Origin of the sequence: Rhodococcus sp. MEB032, assembly GCF_030208925.1 — a bacterium.
Lineage (GTDB): Bacteria > Actinomycetota > Actinomycetes > Mycobacteriales > Mycobacteriaceae > Rhodococcus_F > Rhodococcus_F qingshengii.
In genome coordinates, this window is record NZ_JARVSY010000001.1 from 390,356 (window position 1) to 405,786 (window position 15,431).

Here is a 15,431-nt window from a genome sequence, read left to right on the forward strand (position 1 = left end):
CGTGGGCTCGATCTCGCGATCGACATCGTGCCGGCCGTCCGCGAAACGAACCGATCAGTTTGATCGATCGGTTACGGTCTTTCGATGCAGCTTCGGTTGAAGGAACATTGGAAACTGGTCGCACTCGGACTGGCATTGCTCGTGGCGATCGCGTTCATCGTCGTATCGGTAATCTCCGACTCCAGTGATGCGGCATGGCCGAAGCAGAAGACAGGCGGTCCGATCGTCGAGCAAGGCGTTGTCGACGTAGACCTCTCCGATCCTCCGCAACAAGCCTGGGAACTCGATGTCCGAGCGCTCACGGACAACCCCGGGGACGTGCTGCTGTCGATGCCTTCCACGCTCGATAGCTACTACGGCTACGGCAACACGTACCAAGTCGGTGACGTGCTGGTGGCCGCGACTGCTTATCCGCTTCCCAAGACCGACGAGTCTTCGTCGAGTCAGGGAGTCGGTGCCGTCACACTCGTCGGGATGAATCCCGACGACGGAAGTCCGCTGTGGAAAACGCAAATCGGCGGAGTCATCGGCCAGTGCAGTCAGCAGAACGAATCCACGATCATCGCGTGCTGGGGCGATCGACGGATGATCTTTGTCGATACCGCGACCGGAACTCTGATGTCCGACCTCGGAACCGACTTCGATCTCAATGGCGCCACCATCGCCGGAGACACCGTGTACACGTCCGGCGAAAGGATGGACGGAACGGTTCGAACACGAATTCTTGCCAGCGGCACCACAACCAATTTGACGGCCAACTTCGTGCGTACCTTCGAACCAAGTGAGAAGTTCGGGGCCGTCTACACGGTCCCTCACACCGACACTGTCATTGCGATGGAACAGGGCGATGGCGGGGACCCACAGTACCGCTATCGAATCTACGATCTGGATTCCGGCGCCGAACGATTCCGATTCGAGGGTGATTCGCTTGTCCCGGCCGGGAATGGATTGTTCCTCACCAGTGTCGGCGGCCGGTCAGGTTATGTAGGAACCCAAAACCTCTTGGCTTCAAATGGATCCACGATTCGTGCGATACCGATTCCCTCGTACTCATCGTCGTCCTACCCAAGTAAGTCCTCGACGGGCCTGCCGATGTTTCTCGGCGACGGCGCCTACGACCCGAATTCCGGTGACGAACTTTGGCGCAGTTCACAAATCGTCAACACCGCGATGGCCGGGACAGGAAGCGCCATCGCCGCGGTGGTAGGAAAAACAATCCTGGTCACGTCTCCCGAGACGCGCACAATCTCGGGTCTCGACATCGAGAGTGGCCGACAGTTGTGGCAAACGCCCTGGCAAGACGCGTACTGGGTTCGAAGCGGTGCGACCGATGGCGACCACTTCGTCTTCAGCGACTACACCGGCATGCACGCGATCCGGGCTCGCGACGGAAAGATGATGTGGTCGGTTCCCCTTCCCCCAGAAGTTGATCCACGCGGAGTCGTCGTCTCGAATGCCGGCAAAAACGTGTCGTTCTCCTGGCAAAACCACTTCACCGTTTGGCGATAGGCCGGCAACATCACCGGTTCAGTGTCGTACTGACCAGCCGGCTCAGCAACCAGCAAATGGATAGACGTACAGCCTCGATGGCCACAATCCAGTCTGGCGCGTTTGTTCAATTTCGGGGGAACGATCTCGAACAACTGCATGTATCTCCGCGACTCCGACTTCGGAAAGATCAGACCAGACCTGCGGTGAAGGGGTGCATACGAATCGCACCGACTCAGGTATCTGATCCAATCCAACCATAAAGGGAGCCAACGGTAATGGACGCTAGATCCCCTGTTTGCAGTCGGCAACAAATAGTCCAGTTCGCGCGCGAACATCTGCGTACCGGGGGACCGAACTCAGACCAAATTCGTCGTCATTTCGGTTTGCAAAAACGCGCCTTCTTCACACAGCTCGACACCCATCTCGACGATTCTGCACTTTCAATGCCCGAAAAAGTTGCGCTCCGCCGCATCTGCCGACAAGAAAATAGAAGATGCCCGATCAAACGTATGAACATCTCAGCAGGTCAACCCGACCCAGCCCGGCCGATGTACGACGCGCTTCCTTTCCCACCCCGGAATCATCCCGCTTGACGATCGAAAGCCGCCAACTACGTTGAGCCGCTTGATTCTTCCGCAGTCCCCTCTTCTCGGATCGGGATCATCGGAGATCCAACAGCCGCGCGACTTTCAGGCTCAAATGCAAGGCCAACCGGTCGTCGCCGTTTGCCAAGTCTGCTCGTGTTATCTCCTGAATTCGCCGCAAGCGATAGTACAAGCTCCCTCGATGCACACAGAGCGCCTCTGACGTTCGCTTTACGTCACCGGCATTGTCCAAAAAACTCTCCAGCGTCGCGAGAAGAGCCTCACTTTTCGAGTCCTCATGGCTGAGCAAGGACTGCAAACCTGAGTGAATACTGTTCTCGAGTCGATCCTCCGACAGTTCGGCCAGAAGTCCGTAGACGCCGAGATCCCGATAACGCACAACATTTCCGAGCACCTTGACGACCTGGGCCACATCTGCGGAACGTCTGGACTCTTCGTAGGATTCGCGCACGTGTGCAACCGAGGTTCGCGGTTCACCGATACCGACCCAACATTCGATGTTCTGGCGCCCACTTTCAGACAAGACTCGCTCCCGGGCTGCCACGATCAGCGAGACCAGATGGGTTTGAGTCGAGCGTTCGGCCACCGATACGATCAACAGACTGTGGTCGGGGCGGTCGAGTTGGATTGCACTGTTCCGCGGGAGCCTCCGACGAAGCTGATCGACGCCGACGGCAACACTCAGACGATCTCTTTCGGTCAATGTCGACTGGTCGCCAGGACGGAGCAACACAGTGACCACGACTGCTGGACCCGCAGCCAACAAGCCCTCCTCGGCCAACCTGTTTGCCGCGTCCTCGCGCAGCGACCGCTCGCCCGACAGGACGTCTCGAGTAAGTTCCCGCTCCCGACTTCGGGACAACTCGTCCAGCAACTGTTCGCGGTGGAGGATCATCGCTGCCGCATCAGCCGTGCGCCTCAAGACCTCGGCTTGATCCTCGTCAACTTCGCCCTCCGAAGTCAACAGCCAGACGAAGCCCAGCAGCGCATTGCGGTATCGGATCGGCATCCCGACCCGGCCAAGGGTCAGCCCTAGTTCTTCGTTGACGGGAACAGTGAAGAGATCGAGGGCTTCACGGCCTCCACTCGCGTAGATGAAGTCTACGATCTCGCGTGAAACATTCCGCTGTAGAACGGAATTCATTCTGACTGAATCGACGGCACTGTCATGCGAGTTGTACGCGAGCAGACGAATCTGTACATCATCGATCGCAACGGAACGGTCCAGTCGGCGCCCGGTAGTGTCCACCAAATGCTGCAGTTCTCCGACCATGGTCGAACTGTACGAGCCCCCTCTCCGGTTTGCAACATATGCCCAAATTTCTACGTAGAAAATTGAACACATGACAGTGATGCAACTAACTTTTGCACCATAGGCTCGCTTCATGCCAAGCACCCGAGACCCGTGACGTCTTCACTCGGTCCGCAAACCGGCAGAAGTGGCAGCGACGAGATCTGTTGCAGCCGTAGGATTTGCGTAATGGGGAGCGAGGCCGGCCGGCACGATCTCCCTCAGACGAAGTCGCCTCCGACCCGAAATCGACAAACGACCTTCGGTCGCCAGTTCAACATCGAATCCCACCGACCTCTTTCAATGTCGAATACCTCGAATGACATCGGTGACCGTGATATCGCAAAGCCGTTGCCATTCAGCATATCCCGAGAGGAATCATCATGACCGGCACAGCAAATGCTCCTGTAGAGCATCAAACCGAGACGTCACCCGGACGTCGATCGGCACGCCGTAGGGCCCTGATTGCCGGCGCGACAGGCAACATCGTCGAATGGTTCGATTTCACGATCTACGGTTTCACTGCCGCAGTTCTCGCGACAGTGTTCTTCCCTCCGGAGTTCGGCAGTGGCGCACTGCTTGCCACCTTCGCTCTTTACGGAGTCGCATTCTTGGCCAGACCTGCCGGCGGCATATTCTTCGGAAGACTGGGTGACCGCCTCGGCCGACGGAGGTCACTGTCCCTGGCAATTACGCTCATGGGCTGCTCGACGGCGGCAATCGGTCTCCTACCGACGTACGCTTCGATCGGTGTTGCCGCACCGCTGTTGCTGCTGCTGTGCCGATTGGTTCAAGGATTCTCGGCCGGGGGCGAATACACCGGAGCTGCCACCTTCGTCGTCGAGCATGCGCCGTCCCACCGCCGAGGCTTGTACGCAGGGATAATCAGCTCTTCGTCATTTGTCGGCAGCATCTTGGCCACGGTCACAGTCTTGTCATTCAGCTCGGTCGGCGCTGAGCACTTCGCCGACGGAGGATGGCGTTGGCCGTTCATCATCGGAGGCGTTGTCGCCATGGTGGGCCTGTTCATGAGGCTTGCCGTCGAGGAGACTCCGGCGTTCAAGGAAATGCAAGAAAACGATTCCCTTCCAACCCGCCCACTCGCAGATCTGTTCCGCAATCACTGGCGGACTCTGCTCACGTCCTTCGTGTACTTCGCCTCGCTCGGTGTCGTTACTCATATGCTGCTCGGCTACATGCCGACATTTCTGATTCTTTCAGCCGACGTTTCGAGCACGGTGGCACTGCTGATGACAACCGGCGCTTTGGTTCTCGCAGTCCCGCTGTTCATCTTCTTCGGCGCCACGGTCGACCGAATCGGCCGGAGACCTCTCGTCAGAATCGGCATGGTGATGTCAGTTTTCGTTTCGGTGCCCAGCTACATGCTCATCGGCACCGGAAACATTTTCGCGATTGCCGTTGCACTGGCTGCTCTGGTCATCGCGCTTTCCCTACTCGCGTCCGCTTTGCTCGTAATCCTCGAAATGATGCCGACGCATGCTCGATTCACCGGCACGGCAATCCCCTACAACATCGCATATGCACTTTTTGCAGGGACCGCTCCTCTGGTGTGCGCAGCACTGGTCAACGCCACTGGAAGCGATCTGTCGCCTGCCTTCTATGCGACCGCCATCGCTTTGATCGCGCTTCCCATTCTGTGGCGAGGGATTCCGGAAACGAAAAACTGGTCTGCCACGCAGGGCAGCCCGACGAAACATTTCTGACAACGGACGCGCCACGGCTGTAATTTTTTGCGCAGCTGTCGATAGCGTTCCGATGGCCGCCACGAGAGAGTTGAGGACGACGAACACCTCTGGACTTTCAGGTGCCAAATTCATTAAGGCAGAGCCGAATCCGAGAAGTCGGGATGAAGCTCTCCAGAGGAAGTCGACGGCGTCGGAATTACCAGAACCCAAGCTTGCCGGATCGAACAGCTGTGCTTTCGATCCGGCGAAGCCATCAGTAGAAAGAGAGGCCGAAAGTGCCTACCGACAAGACCGATGCAGTTGTGGTCGGAGCTGGAGTGATCGGCAGCTCCATCGCCTACGAACTGGCCGCTCGAGGCTACGAAGTCCTGGTCATCGACAAGTCTGGTGGTCCGGGCTACGGCTCGACCAGTGCATCCAGTGCGGTTATCCGGTTCAACTACTCCACATTCGACGGTATGGCTGCGGCTTGGGAGTCGCTGCATTGCTGGCAAAACTGGAGCGAGCATCTCAACGCGACAGTCGACGGCGCGCTTGCGAAGTTTCGGCAATGCGGGATGGCACTGCTCGATGTCGACGTCGCGCCCCACGCGCGCACGATCGGATTATTCGAGAAGATAGGAATCGATTACCAGCTTTGGGACGCAACGACACTCGTCGAGAAGATTCCCGGTATCGACGCCGGCAAATACTATCCTCCGAAGCCAGTCGACTCGGAGTCCTTCTTCGCAGATGCCGAAACCACGCTCGGCGCGCTGTACACACCTCAGGCGGGGTTCGTCGACGACCCGCAACTGGCTGCCGCGAATCTTGCTGCGGCAGCACGTTCGCACGGTGCGGTTTTCGCATACAACACGCGTGTAGTGGCAGTCGAGCAGTTGCCTGACGGCATCTGGCAGCTAGGGCTCGACGACGGGGAAAGTGTGAAATCCAAGATTGTCGTCAATGCCGCCGGCCCCTGGTCAGGAGCGTTCAACAAGCTGTCGAACGTCGGGGCCGACTTCAAGGTTTCGGTTCGGCCCTTGCGCCAGGAAGTTCATCACGTCACCGCACCCACTGGCTACAACGACGACGAGATCCTCGGCCCGATGATCGCCGATTTGGATCTCGGAACCTACATGCGAGCCGAACCTGGAAACGGTTTCCTTGTCGGCGGAACCGAACCGGATTGCGATCCGCTCGAGTGGATCGACGATCCTGATACCGCCAACCCGAATCGCACTGTTGCCCGGTTCGAAGCGCAGGTTTTCCGCGCCGCCAGGCGTTTCCCCACCCTGGAGGTCCCGTCACAACCGAAAGGTATTGCCGGCGTGTACGACGCAGCATCCGACTGGACCCCGATCTATGACAAGACAGACAGGCAAGGTTTCTACGTCGCCATGGGCACCAGCGGGAACCAATTCAAAAATGCGCCCATCGCTGGGCGCCTCATGTCCAGGATCATCGACCAGGTGGAAGCTGGACACGATCACGACGCTGATCCCCTGACCTATGTCGGGATGCACACCGGGCTCGAAATCGACCTCGGCGCATTCTCCCGCCTTCGGGCACCCAATGCCGAGTCGACCGGGACCGTCATGGGTTAGAAGTGTTGTCCGGCTTGGAGAATCGATAGCCGCGACAACTGAATAGACACGGCTGTGGGTGTCCACCACGTGGTGGACACCCACAGCCGACTTCTCCTTCAACGGCGTCTACGGAAAATCGCCCGTCGAACGTGTCAGCGTGCACATCGTCGCCGGGACGAACAGCTACCGTGCATGGCATTTTTTCAAGTAGCTCAGGAACGATGCCTGCAGCCCGGTGACGTGCGTCTCGTGCAACAACGCGGTCGAAACATCCTGCGACCACCCATTGCCGTGCAACTGCTCCACGACAGCAAGAACGTTACGTGCCAGTCCGCGATAGATCGGAATGGGCCCTGTCAGTTCGGCTTCGTTCAGCGTGACGTGCAATTGCGGCACGACTGAGCCCACGCCACGCTCGGGCAGTGCCTCGACCAGTGTGTGGATCTGGCTGTCGGCGTTCACAACTCCGGGACTACCCGCACCGAAGGTCGCGAATGGGGGCGCGTCGCGCAGCCATGCGTAGAGGGCGAAAAGGCCTCCGTACGAGTACCCGAAGAGTCCGTGCCCGGACTCGCTGACACGTAGCTCCGACGAGTACAGGCGAGGGTGGAGTTCGTTGGTCAGGAAGTCGAGGAAGACGTCCCCGTGGGTGTCTGCCAGCTCCTCGAGGTAGGCGTCCACGTACTCCTGGGTCATTGCACCCGAGTCGCGAGCAGCGGCAAGAGTAGCCATCATTTCTTCGCCTACCGGTTCCCCAGGCGGCACGAGATCGCGGTTGCGGAGCCGTGCCCAGTTGGCGGCTTCCTCACCGGCATATCCGACGCTGACCTGGATGTACGGGGCGACCGTCAGGTACGGGTCTGCCTGCGTGACGATGAGCGGGGCGGTAAGACCTACAGCCCAGTTGCCGTCCATCACGTAGATCAGCGGTAAGGGATCCATGGAGTCCGCGTAGCCGGGGGGTGTGGTCACCCAGACGCCGTAGCTGTGTCCCGACTTCGCCGTGATTTCGAAGTACTCCGTGTCTGCAAAGCATCCGTGCAGCATTGCGCTCATCGAACGTCTCCCTTGACGATATTTCCGGACTTCACGACGAGAACAGCCATGTCCGGATCGGCGAACACCTTTGCGTCTCGGAGTGGGTCTTGCTGCCAGGCAACCATGTCCGCCTGCATACCGACGCGGATCGTCCCGACGCTTTCCCCGATACCGAGAATGTCGGCATTGACGCTGGTGGCCGAAACGAGTGCATGCATCGGCGACTCCAACTCCGCGCGCAAGTGCAACTCCTCACCTCGGCGCTTTTGGTGCGGCCCGATGAGGTCCGAGCCCAGGCCGATCCTCAGGCCTGCTGCGCGAGAGGCCTCGAGCGCTCTGGCCATGCGTTGACGCACTCCGGCTGCACGCTCTCGTATTGCCGGGTCCAGGTCCATGCTTTCGGTGTCCGCCAACTGCTCGACCACGGCGAAGGTGGGGACAAGTGCCACGTCATGTTCCCGCATCAGCTGGGCCGTCTCCGCATCGATGTCGGTGCCGTGTTCCACGCACCGGACACCGGCTCGCACCGCGTTGCGAATGCCCGCATTGTTGTGCGCGTGGACCGTGACGTAGGTGCCGCGCGACGCTGCTTCTTCCACTGCCACGGAGATTTCCTCGACGGTGAACTGTGTGTCGGTGAGGCTGTCATGGCCTCCGACGACACCGCCGGTGACGCACAGTTTCAGAAATGTTGCGCCTCGGCGGAACGATTCGCGCACGTTGCGTCGTAGCTCGTCGGCATTACCCGACATCAAGGACAAGGCGCAGAGCCCGGGAATGTGGTGCATGTTCCACAGCTCGGTCGGCTCCCATGCGGCCCCGTAGTAGCCGTGTCCACCGGTCTGGCACTGCACAGGACCGCACGAGAGGACACGCGGACCACGCACCTTGCCGCTCGCAATAACGTCGACGACTCCGCCGTCGATGCCACCGACGTCTCGCACCGTGGTGAAGCCCGCGTCGAGGGCATCGCCCGCGGTGGCGAAGATGCCCGCAGCCAGTTCGGCTGCCGAGAGCTCAAACCCGAATTGCCTTCGGATCGGACTCGAAATACCCAGGTGCACATGAGCATCGATCAGCCCCGGAGTCAGAAGCATGCCGTCCAAGTCAACTGTCGTCGAACCCGACGGCGCCTGTCCGATCGCGGTGACAATGCCGCCACTCACGCACACGTCGACTTCGACCGGGTCGGTGCCCGATCCATTCGCGACCATGCCGCCGGCAAACCATACGTCAGTCAAAGGGACCTCCCGAGCATTGGAAACCACTCTCCTAAACACTGGTGAATTCGATATGCGGTACCGTACTCAACAGTGGTGAACCCGTCAATGGAGGTAGCGTGAGATCGCCGGTTGGGGAGGGTCGAGAGCGACTGTTGCAGGCACTGTTCGACGAGTTCGGTGAAACCGGCCCAAGCCCGAAGCTGTCGATGCGCCAAGTAGCGGAGCGACTCGGAGTGCACCACACGCTGCTGACCTATCACTTCGGATCACGACCGGGACTCCTCAGCGCCGTGCTGTCGGAAGCTCGCCGCCGTGACAACCTCGTCATCGCCGCGATGGGCAAGGATCTCGGGTTCGCGGCCCTGTGCAGGGCGATCTGGACCTTCTACTCGAACGCCGAGCACGAAGATCGAAGCCGCACCTTTTTTCACCTGGCCGGACTTGCGGTTTACGAGCACAGAGCATTTCAAGATTTCGCCGCCGACCTCGACGATTTGGCGCACCTCCTCGAAGCGGCGGCCCTCCGCGAAGGGTTCACAATGGTGGACGCAAAGCAGCAGAGCATCATCGCAACCGCATGTCTGCGAGGACTGTTGCTACAGAGGTTGCTCACCCCCGACGCCGAGGTCGACGCGGCAGCCGAGCGCTTCATCACCTCGTTGACAGCGTCCACCACGTAAACCCCTCATACACAACCGATCACCCCCGTTCGAGATCACCGGCGCGGGGGCGTTTTCCCTGGGCTCGGGCATGTTTCGGCGTGAGACGGTTCCCTGAGCCCCGGTTGAATGATGGTCGATCACCCTTTCGACATCTGTACGAGCGAAACGCCGAAAGATGCGACAAGTGAATGTATCCCGGCTCAGCAGACACACGACATCATCGACAAGTCCGATGATTCACATGAGTTTCGAAAGTCAGGATTGAATTGTGACCATTACCTTCCGTGCCGCAGAGTTGAACAGCGCAAGTGGGATCTTCCAGCAAGCACTGCTCGGCCAACCCAGTGCAGAGCCACTCGGCGGAGACATCATCACTCGTGCAGATGTCGAGTTCACCAGTGACGACGGCCGCATTCAATCCGGAGTCTGGGAGAGCGAACCGGGAAAGTCGCGGTGGGAGTTCCTCACCCGCGGCGAGATCATCACCATCGTCTCCGGCGCCATGACCGTGGAGGAGGACGACGGCGATCCCGTACATCTCGTTGCCGGTACGAGTGCAATCTTCCCAATCGGATGGAAGGGTACGTGGACGGTCACCGAGACCGTACGCAAGGTGTTCGTCGTATACAACGAATGACCAAGAGAATCCGCAACATCCGACTTTCACGGCCCGTCGTACGGACGGATCTCCCGACGCAGCCCACTTGCCCTGAGTACCTGTCGCTGCACTCCCGCCCTCACGGAATCCTCGGTGCCGATTACTCTCACATGGTTTCTGGCGCGAGTGATCGCCGTGTACAACAACTCCCGAGTCAGCAGTGACGACGCCTCGGCCGGCAACATCACCGATACGGTGTCGTACTGGCTGCCCTGGCTCCGGTGAATCGTCATCGCGTAAACCGTCTGCACCGACGAGAGTTGGCTCGGGTGAATCAGAAACGCATCACTGCCCCGCTGGAATGCGGCAATAGGCACGCCATCCTCACGCTGCACGATCACCCCGGCGTCCCCGTTGTAGATCTTCGACTCGTAGTCGTTGGCCGTCACGAGCAGCGGTTGGCCCGGATACCACCGCGTCGGGTCAAGAAACTGCCCTGATGCCGTGCCGACCCACTCCATCGCCTGCTGCGCCCACCTCCCGACACCGTACGGTCCGTCACGGTGGGCGCACAGAAGGCGGTGCGATTCCAAGCCTTTCAGCGCGCCGATCGCATCACCCACCTCGGCCGACGCCGTCACCACCTCTGAACTCGCAACGATGTCGGCGCGCAATGCGTCAACATCCTCGGGCGAATGGAAGGAGACGGCTGGATCACCGCTGCGCAGGATACGCAGAACCTCAGCGGAATCTCCCGCTCGAACTGCCCTGGCCAACGACGCGATGGTTCCGTCGAAGCGGCGCCCGCGTGAGAGTTGAATGATCCCGCTCCGCAGACGATCCTGTTCATCCGCACTCAATGCCTCTTCGGAACCAGTGGCCGTGAGATCGTCACCCACCAACTGTGTCAGCGTCGGATTTCCACTGACCTTTACCGGGCGGGCGACAAGATCAGCAAGAACAGCGCCCGCGTCGACTGAGGTCAACTGATCGGGATCGCCGACGAGCAGTAGCCGGGCATCGGGGCGAACGGCTTCGAGCAGGCGCGCCATCAACGTGAGGGAGACCATCGACGTCTCGTCGACGACGACCACATCGTAGGGAAGTCTGTTGGTCGCATTGTATTTGAAACGACTCGAACTCCCCCGCTGCCAACCGAGTAGGCGGTGCAGGGTCATCGCCGCGAGTTCTTCGGGAAGGCCAAGGCTCGCGGTCTGCTCACGTACGGACTCCTGCAGCCGCGCTGCGGCTTTACCCGTCGGTGCGGCCAGACCGATGCGAGCATTCGAACCCAATTCCTCCGACAGGAGAGCGAGAATACGTGCGACCGTATGGGTTTTGCCGGTTCCGGGCCCACCGGCGATGACGGTGGTCCACTGTGTCGCGGCGAGAGCAGCTGCTATCCGTTGACGATCCGGCGCGATGGTCGGCCCGTTCTCGTCGACGAACAGCGAATCCAGCCGCGTTCGGACCGCTTTCAGGTCGGCGGGCGGCCACGTGGACGCCCGCTCGTCGAGCACTCGCCGAATCGTCTGCTCCTGCAGAAAATATCGATCGAGGTAGAGGAGTTCACCGTCGTCCGTGTCGACCAACCGGAGCGGTCTGAGAGGTCCGGCGTTTCCGCCGATCACCAGAGGGCTCAGCCGAAGGGCGGCAACGATCTCCGACGGTTCGGGCCACGGCAACGACGTGAGTTCCTCCTCCGTCGCATTGTCGACGCTCACATCACGCATCCGTCGTAGATCGAGGCACACCGAACCTGATCGCACGGCCCGAACTGCCAACGCCGCGGCCAGCATCACTTCTTCGGAAGTTTCACCGCCCAGGCTGCACACTCTCGTCGCGACATGAACATCGGCGGCAACCAGAACCCCGGCTTCGTTGAAGATTCGCACGATCCCTTTGGCGCGCTGCGCCAATTGTGCCTCGGTCATCGAATCTTCTCCCCTACTGTGTGGGACGCATCAAGACCGGCCAGCAGATCCGATAGTTCAACCGTCAGCTGAGCAGGCGGTTTCCATTCGAAGACACCGCATTCCGGCGGGCTGTCCGGGCCGAGCATCCCACGCACGAATTGATACTGCGCGCCCCCGAGATGACGGTGCGGATCGTAGTCGGGCAGGCGCCACCGCAGATACCGATGCAGCGCAACCGAATACAGCAGTGCCTGCAGCGGATAGTGCGAGCGCATCATCTCCGTCGCCATGAGTTCACGCGTGTAGTTGGCAGCCGTCAGATCGCCGCGACCGATCCGGTTGGTCTTGTAATCGACGATCACGAACGACGGGCCCGGGATCCGCAAGACTGCGTCGATACTGCCCGTCAGGAATCCGCGCATCGGTGACGTCTCGACACGGTCCAGATAGTCGGCGTACGACGCCAGAATGTCGTCGGAGGAAAGGTGGCGCCTCAACAGTTCCGACACTCCGCGGAGTGTGACACTCATCGACACCGGATCGTCGCCACCGGCCAGTGGGAGTTCGAAATCGAGTTCGGGAAGACGATCTTTCGGCGCGATCGTGGCCAAGGTTCCGAATCCCAAGGGAGTCTGCATCACCAGATACAGCGCATCCGCGAGTGCTTCGGAGTCGACCTCGGCCGCCCGTACCGAGACCGCCTCGGCGCAACGCATCCCGAGTTCCGCTCTCAGATCTGCCACAGCCGTGTCCACCACCTCGAGCACCTCATGCACCAGCGTGCCGAATGCGGCGCCCGCGGGAAGTCCGTTCATGGGTGAAGGGAACGCCTCCAGGGGCGAGGGGGTAATGCTCCCGAGGTCTACGGAATCCTCTGGCTCGTCGTCTTTTTCGGGATCCTCGACCTCACTGCCCGTGGTCGTGACCGCGTGGTGCGCTCCGGCGGTGAGTGCCGAGTACGACGTACGACGCCACAGAGTGTCCAGGTCTCGATCGAAACGCGCCGCGGCCAGTTCGGTCACGTCCGCAGCCGCTCTGGACCAGTGGACGGGCGAGGGCGGATGGGGACCAACAGGTTCCACCGAGATCACGTCGGACGCTGCTGCCGGCCAGGTTGCGAGCCGTGCTGCGGTTGTACCGTCGTCGAGCACCTTCACTACCCGAGCAGGTTCGGCGATGCCGGGTGTACGTCCGAGCATCAACCGGTGCAGCGGCGAGCGGGAGGTCCCGTAGCTGGGTGCCCACCAGAGCACGAGTTGGCACTGCGCCCGGGTCAGCGCCACGTACAGCAGCCGCAGTTCTTCGCCCGCTTCTTCGGCCTCCGCAACAGTCTTTCTGGCGTTGTACCCCGGGCCTTCCTGCCCGCCGACGTCGAGGATGCGGCGTCCCTCCGGGTCGTGCAACAGCTGCGTCGGCGAGTTGAAGCCGCCAACGCTCTCCCAACTGAACGGGACGTAGACGATCGGGAACTCGAGCCCTTTGGTGGCATGCACCGTAGCGATTTGCACTGCGGCAGCGTCACTGTCGAGGCGGCGGCTTCGATCGGTGGCGCTCCCGGACGTCGGTTCCTTGATCCGATCGGAAAGCCAGCGAACCAGTGCGCTCAACCCGAACGCTTCCTCGGTCGCGACGCGACCGAGGAGTTGTGCGACGTGCCGCAGATCGGTGAAATCTCGTTCGCCGGACGGGGCCGCGAGTACACGCTTCTCCAGATTTGTTTCGGCAGAGATTCTTTCGAACACAGCCGCAAACCCGACGCGTGCGAACAGCCCGGAATAGGAGCGCAGTTGACCTGCAAGTTCTGCAACGACGTTGTCGCCGTCCTTGTCCAGTTCTTCGGAGGTGCGCCCGAAAATCGGCGAGAGGGCCGTCAACCGGACACGATCGGAGCGATGGGGCTGCTCGATCGCCTGCAACAGCCACAGCCACTGGGTCGCACTGGGTGTCGCGAAAACACTGGACCCTCCGGTCAATACGGAAGGTACACCGACGGCATCGAGAGCATCGCGGATCATCGCCACGTGCTTGTGGGTGCGCACCAACACCGCGACGTCTCCTGGTTCGACCGGGCGTGGATCACCGTCGACTGCCAAGCGGGCATCGCCGCCCAGGAGCGCGACCACGTCTGCTGCGACGTCGTCCGCGACGCGACTGCGAAGTCTGCCTACGGCCGGAAATCCCGAACGATTGAGCGGTCCGGCTCCGGTACGGGGCAGATGGCGTACACGCATCGGCACCGGGCCGAACAACCGAGACTTCTTGTGCGAAGCCTCCACCGGATGCGCGACGATGCCTTCGTTGCCGAGTGCGGCACCACCGTAGAGGTGTTCGAGTGCCGCCAACAACCCTGGGTCGCTACGCCAATTGGTGGTCAACTCCTGGTGCGCATCCGCCTGATCGACCGCATCGAGATAACTCAGGACTTCTGCCCCGCGGAACGCATAGATGGCTTGTTTGGGATCACCGACCAGGACCAGGGTGGTGTGACCGTGGAAGGCCAACCGCAGAATGTCCCACTGCAACGGATCGGTGTCCTGGAACTCGTCGATCAACACAACCTTGAACTTTTCGCGCACCCGACGACACGCGACGGGACCGTATTCCGGATCCGTCAATACACCGTGCAACAGCGTCAGCAGATCGTTGAAGTCGCGAATTCCTTTGGTCCGCTTACGTCGTTCGACCTCGACACGAGCAGCAGCCGCGAAGAGGACGCGCTGACCGGGTGCGGTCTCCTCCTCGCCGTCGGGTTCGAGAATTGCCTGACCATCGCCGACGGCGCTTCGGGCGATGGCCAGCGCGTCCTTCGTGGAGAACGGTGGAGACGAGTCCGTCCGGTTGTAGCGGCTGAGGTACAAATCCGAGACGACCTCACTGATCAGGTCGTCGACCGACTCCACAAAAGTTGTGTCCGGTTCGCGTTCCCCGGCGATGCCGAGTCCGTCGAGCATCCTCTGACAGAAACTGTGGGTGGTCGTGATGGTGCCGGCGTCGAACTCCGCGAGAGCGCGCAGGAGTCGACGACGCCGCACGCCGATCTCCTCGTCGTCAGCTGTGGCGAGGTACGCCACCAGATCATCATCCGACCGCCTCGCCGCCTCCGGGTCGACCAGAGCGGCGGACACTCCCGCGAACCTCTCCCTGGCACGCTCACGAAGTTCCTGAGTGGCGGCCCTACTGAATGTCACCAGCAGAACTTGCGATATGTCGGCGAGACCTTCGGCAACACAACGGGTCGCGAGTCCGACGATCGCGTAGGTCTTGCCAGTTCCGGCGCTCGCTTCCAACACCGTAGTGCCGGTAGGCAGTGGCCCCAATAGATCGAAGTCCACG

At 60.7% G+C, this 15,431-nt stretch carries 10 protein-coding genes; 5 read left to right on the plus strand and 5 right to left on the minus strand.

Going from position 1 to position 15,431, the window contains the following annotated elements; translation table 11 throughout:
• Nucleotides 1-84 precede the first annotated feature (84 nt).
• Nucleotides 85-1,509: an outer membrane protein assembly factor BamB family protein gene (locus tag QRN54_RS01740; protein ID WP_047269608.1), complete on the plus strand. Its 1,425-nt coding sequence runs from the start codon at nt 85-87 to the stop codon at nt 1,507-1,509.
• A gap of 642 nt (nt 1,510-2,151) precedes the next feature.
• Here the strand turns inward: QRN54_RS01740 and QRN54_RS01745 are convergent.
• Nucleotides 2,152-3,369: a PucR family transcriptional regulator gene (locus QRN54_RS01745; RefSeq protein WP_007734149.1), complete on the minus strand. Its 1,218-nt coding sequence runs from the start codon at nt 3,367-3,369 to the stop codon at nt 2,152-2,154.
• A 401-nt stretch (nt 3,370-3,770) separates the two neighbouring features.
• Between QRN54_RS01745 and QRN54_RS01750 the strand changes: the two genes are divergently transcribed.
• Complete coding sequence (locus QRN54_RS01750; RefSeq protein ID WP_007734147.1) at nt 3,771-5,111, plus strand: MFS transporter; 1,341 nt, start codon at nt 3,771-3,773, stop codon at nt 5,109-5,111.
• 257 nt (nt 5,112-5,368) lie between these two features.
• The gene (locus tag QRN54_RS01755) at nt 5,369-6,679 is read left to right on the plus strand and encodes an NAD(P)/FAD-dependent oxidoreductase (protein WP_042449434.1); all 1,311 of its coding nucleotides are present in this window, start codon (nt 5,369-5,371) and stop codon (nt 6,677-6,679) included.
• Nucleotides 6,680-6,844: 165 nt separating this feature from the next.
• On the opposite strand, the gene QRN54_RS01760 is transcribed toward QRN54_RS01755, so the two are convergent.
• Nucleotides 6,845-7,717, minus strand: a complete 873-nt coding sequence (locus tag QRN54_RS01760; RefSeq protein ID WP_003945529.1) for an alpha/beta hydrolase — start codon at nt 7,715-7,717, stop codon at nt 6,845-6,847.
• Nucleotides 7,714-8,940, minus strand: coding sequence for a metal-dependent hydrolase family protein (locus tag QRN54_RS01765; RefSeq protein WP_285181498.1), 1,227 nt, complete (start codon nt 8,938-8,940; stop codon nt 7,714-7,716). The genes QRN54_RS01760 and QRN54_RS01765 overlap by 4 nt, the downstream gene beginning before the upstream one ends.
• A 98-nt stretch (nt 8,941-9,038) precedes the next feature.
• On the opposite strand from QRN54_RS01765, the gene QRN54_RS01770 reads away from it, so the two are divergent.
• Entirely contained in the window at nt 9,039-9,602 is a 564-nt protein-coding gene (locus tag QRN54_RS01770; RefSeq protein WP_285181499.1) for a TetR/AcrR family transcriptional regulator, read from the plus strand.
• 250 nt (nt 9,603-9,852) lie between these two features.
• Nucleotides 9,853-10,221, plus strand: a complete 369-nt coding sequence (locus QRN54_RS01775) for a cupin domain-containing protein (RefSeq protein ID WP_007734139.1) — start codon at nt 9,853-9,855, stop codon at nt 10,219-10,221.
• Between the two features lie 26 nt (nt 10,222-10,247).
• Here QRN54_RS01775 and recD read toward each other — a convergent pair whose 3' ends face one another.
• Both recD and QRN54_RS01785 read right to left on the minus strand, forming a co-directional pair.
• Complete coding sequence (gene recD / locus QRN54_RS01780) at nt 10,248-12,116, minus strand: exodeoxyribonuclease V subunit alpha (RefSeq protein ID WP_285181500.1); 1,869 nt, start codon at nt 12,114-12,116, stop codon at nt 10,248-10,250.
• Nucleotides 12,113-15,430, minus strand: coding sequence for a UvrD-helicase domain-containing protein (locus QRN54_RS01785; RefSeq protein WP_285181501.1), 3,318 nt, complete (start codon nt 15,428-15,430; stop codon nt 12,113-12,115). The genes recD and QRN54_RS01785 overlap by 4 nt, the downstream gene beginning before the upstream one ends.
• Nucleotide 15,431: the final 1 nt, after the last annotated feature.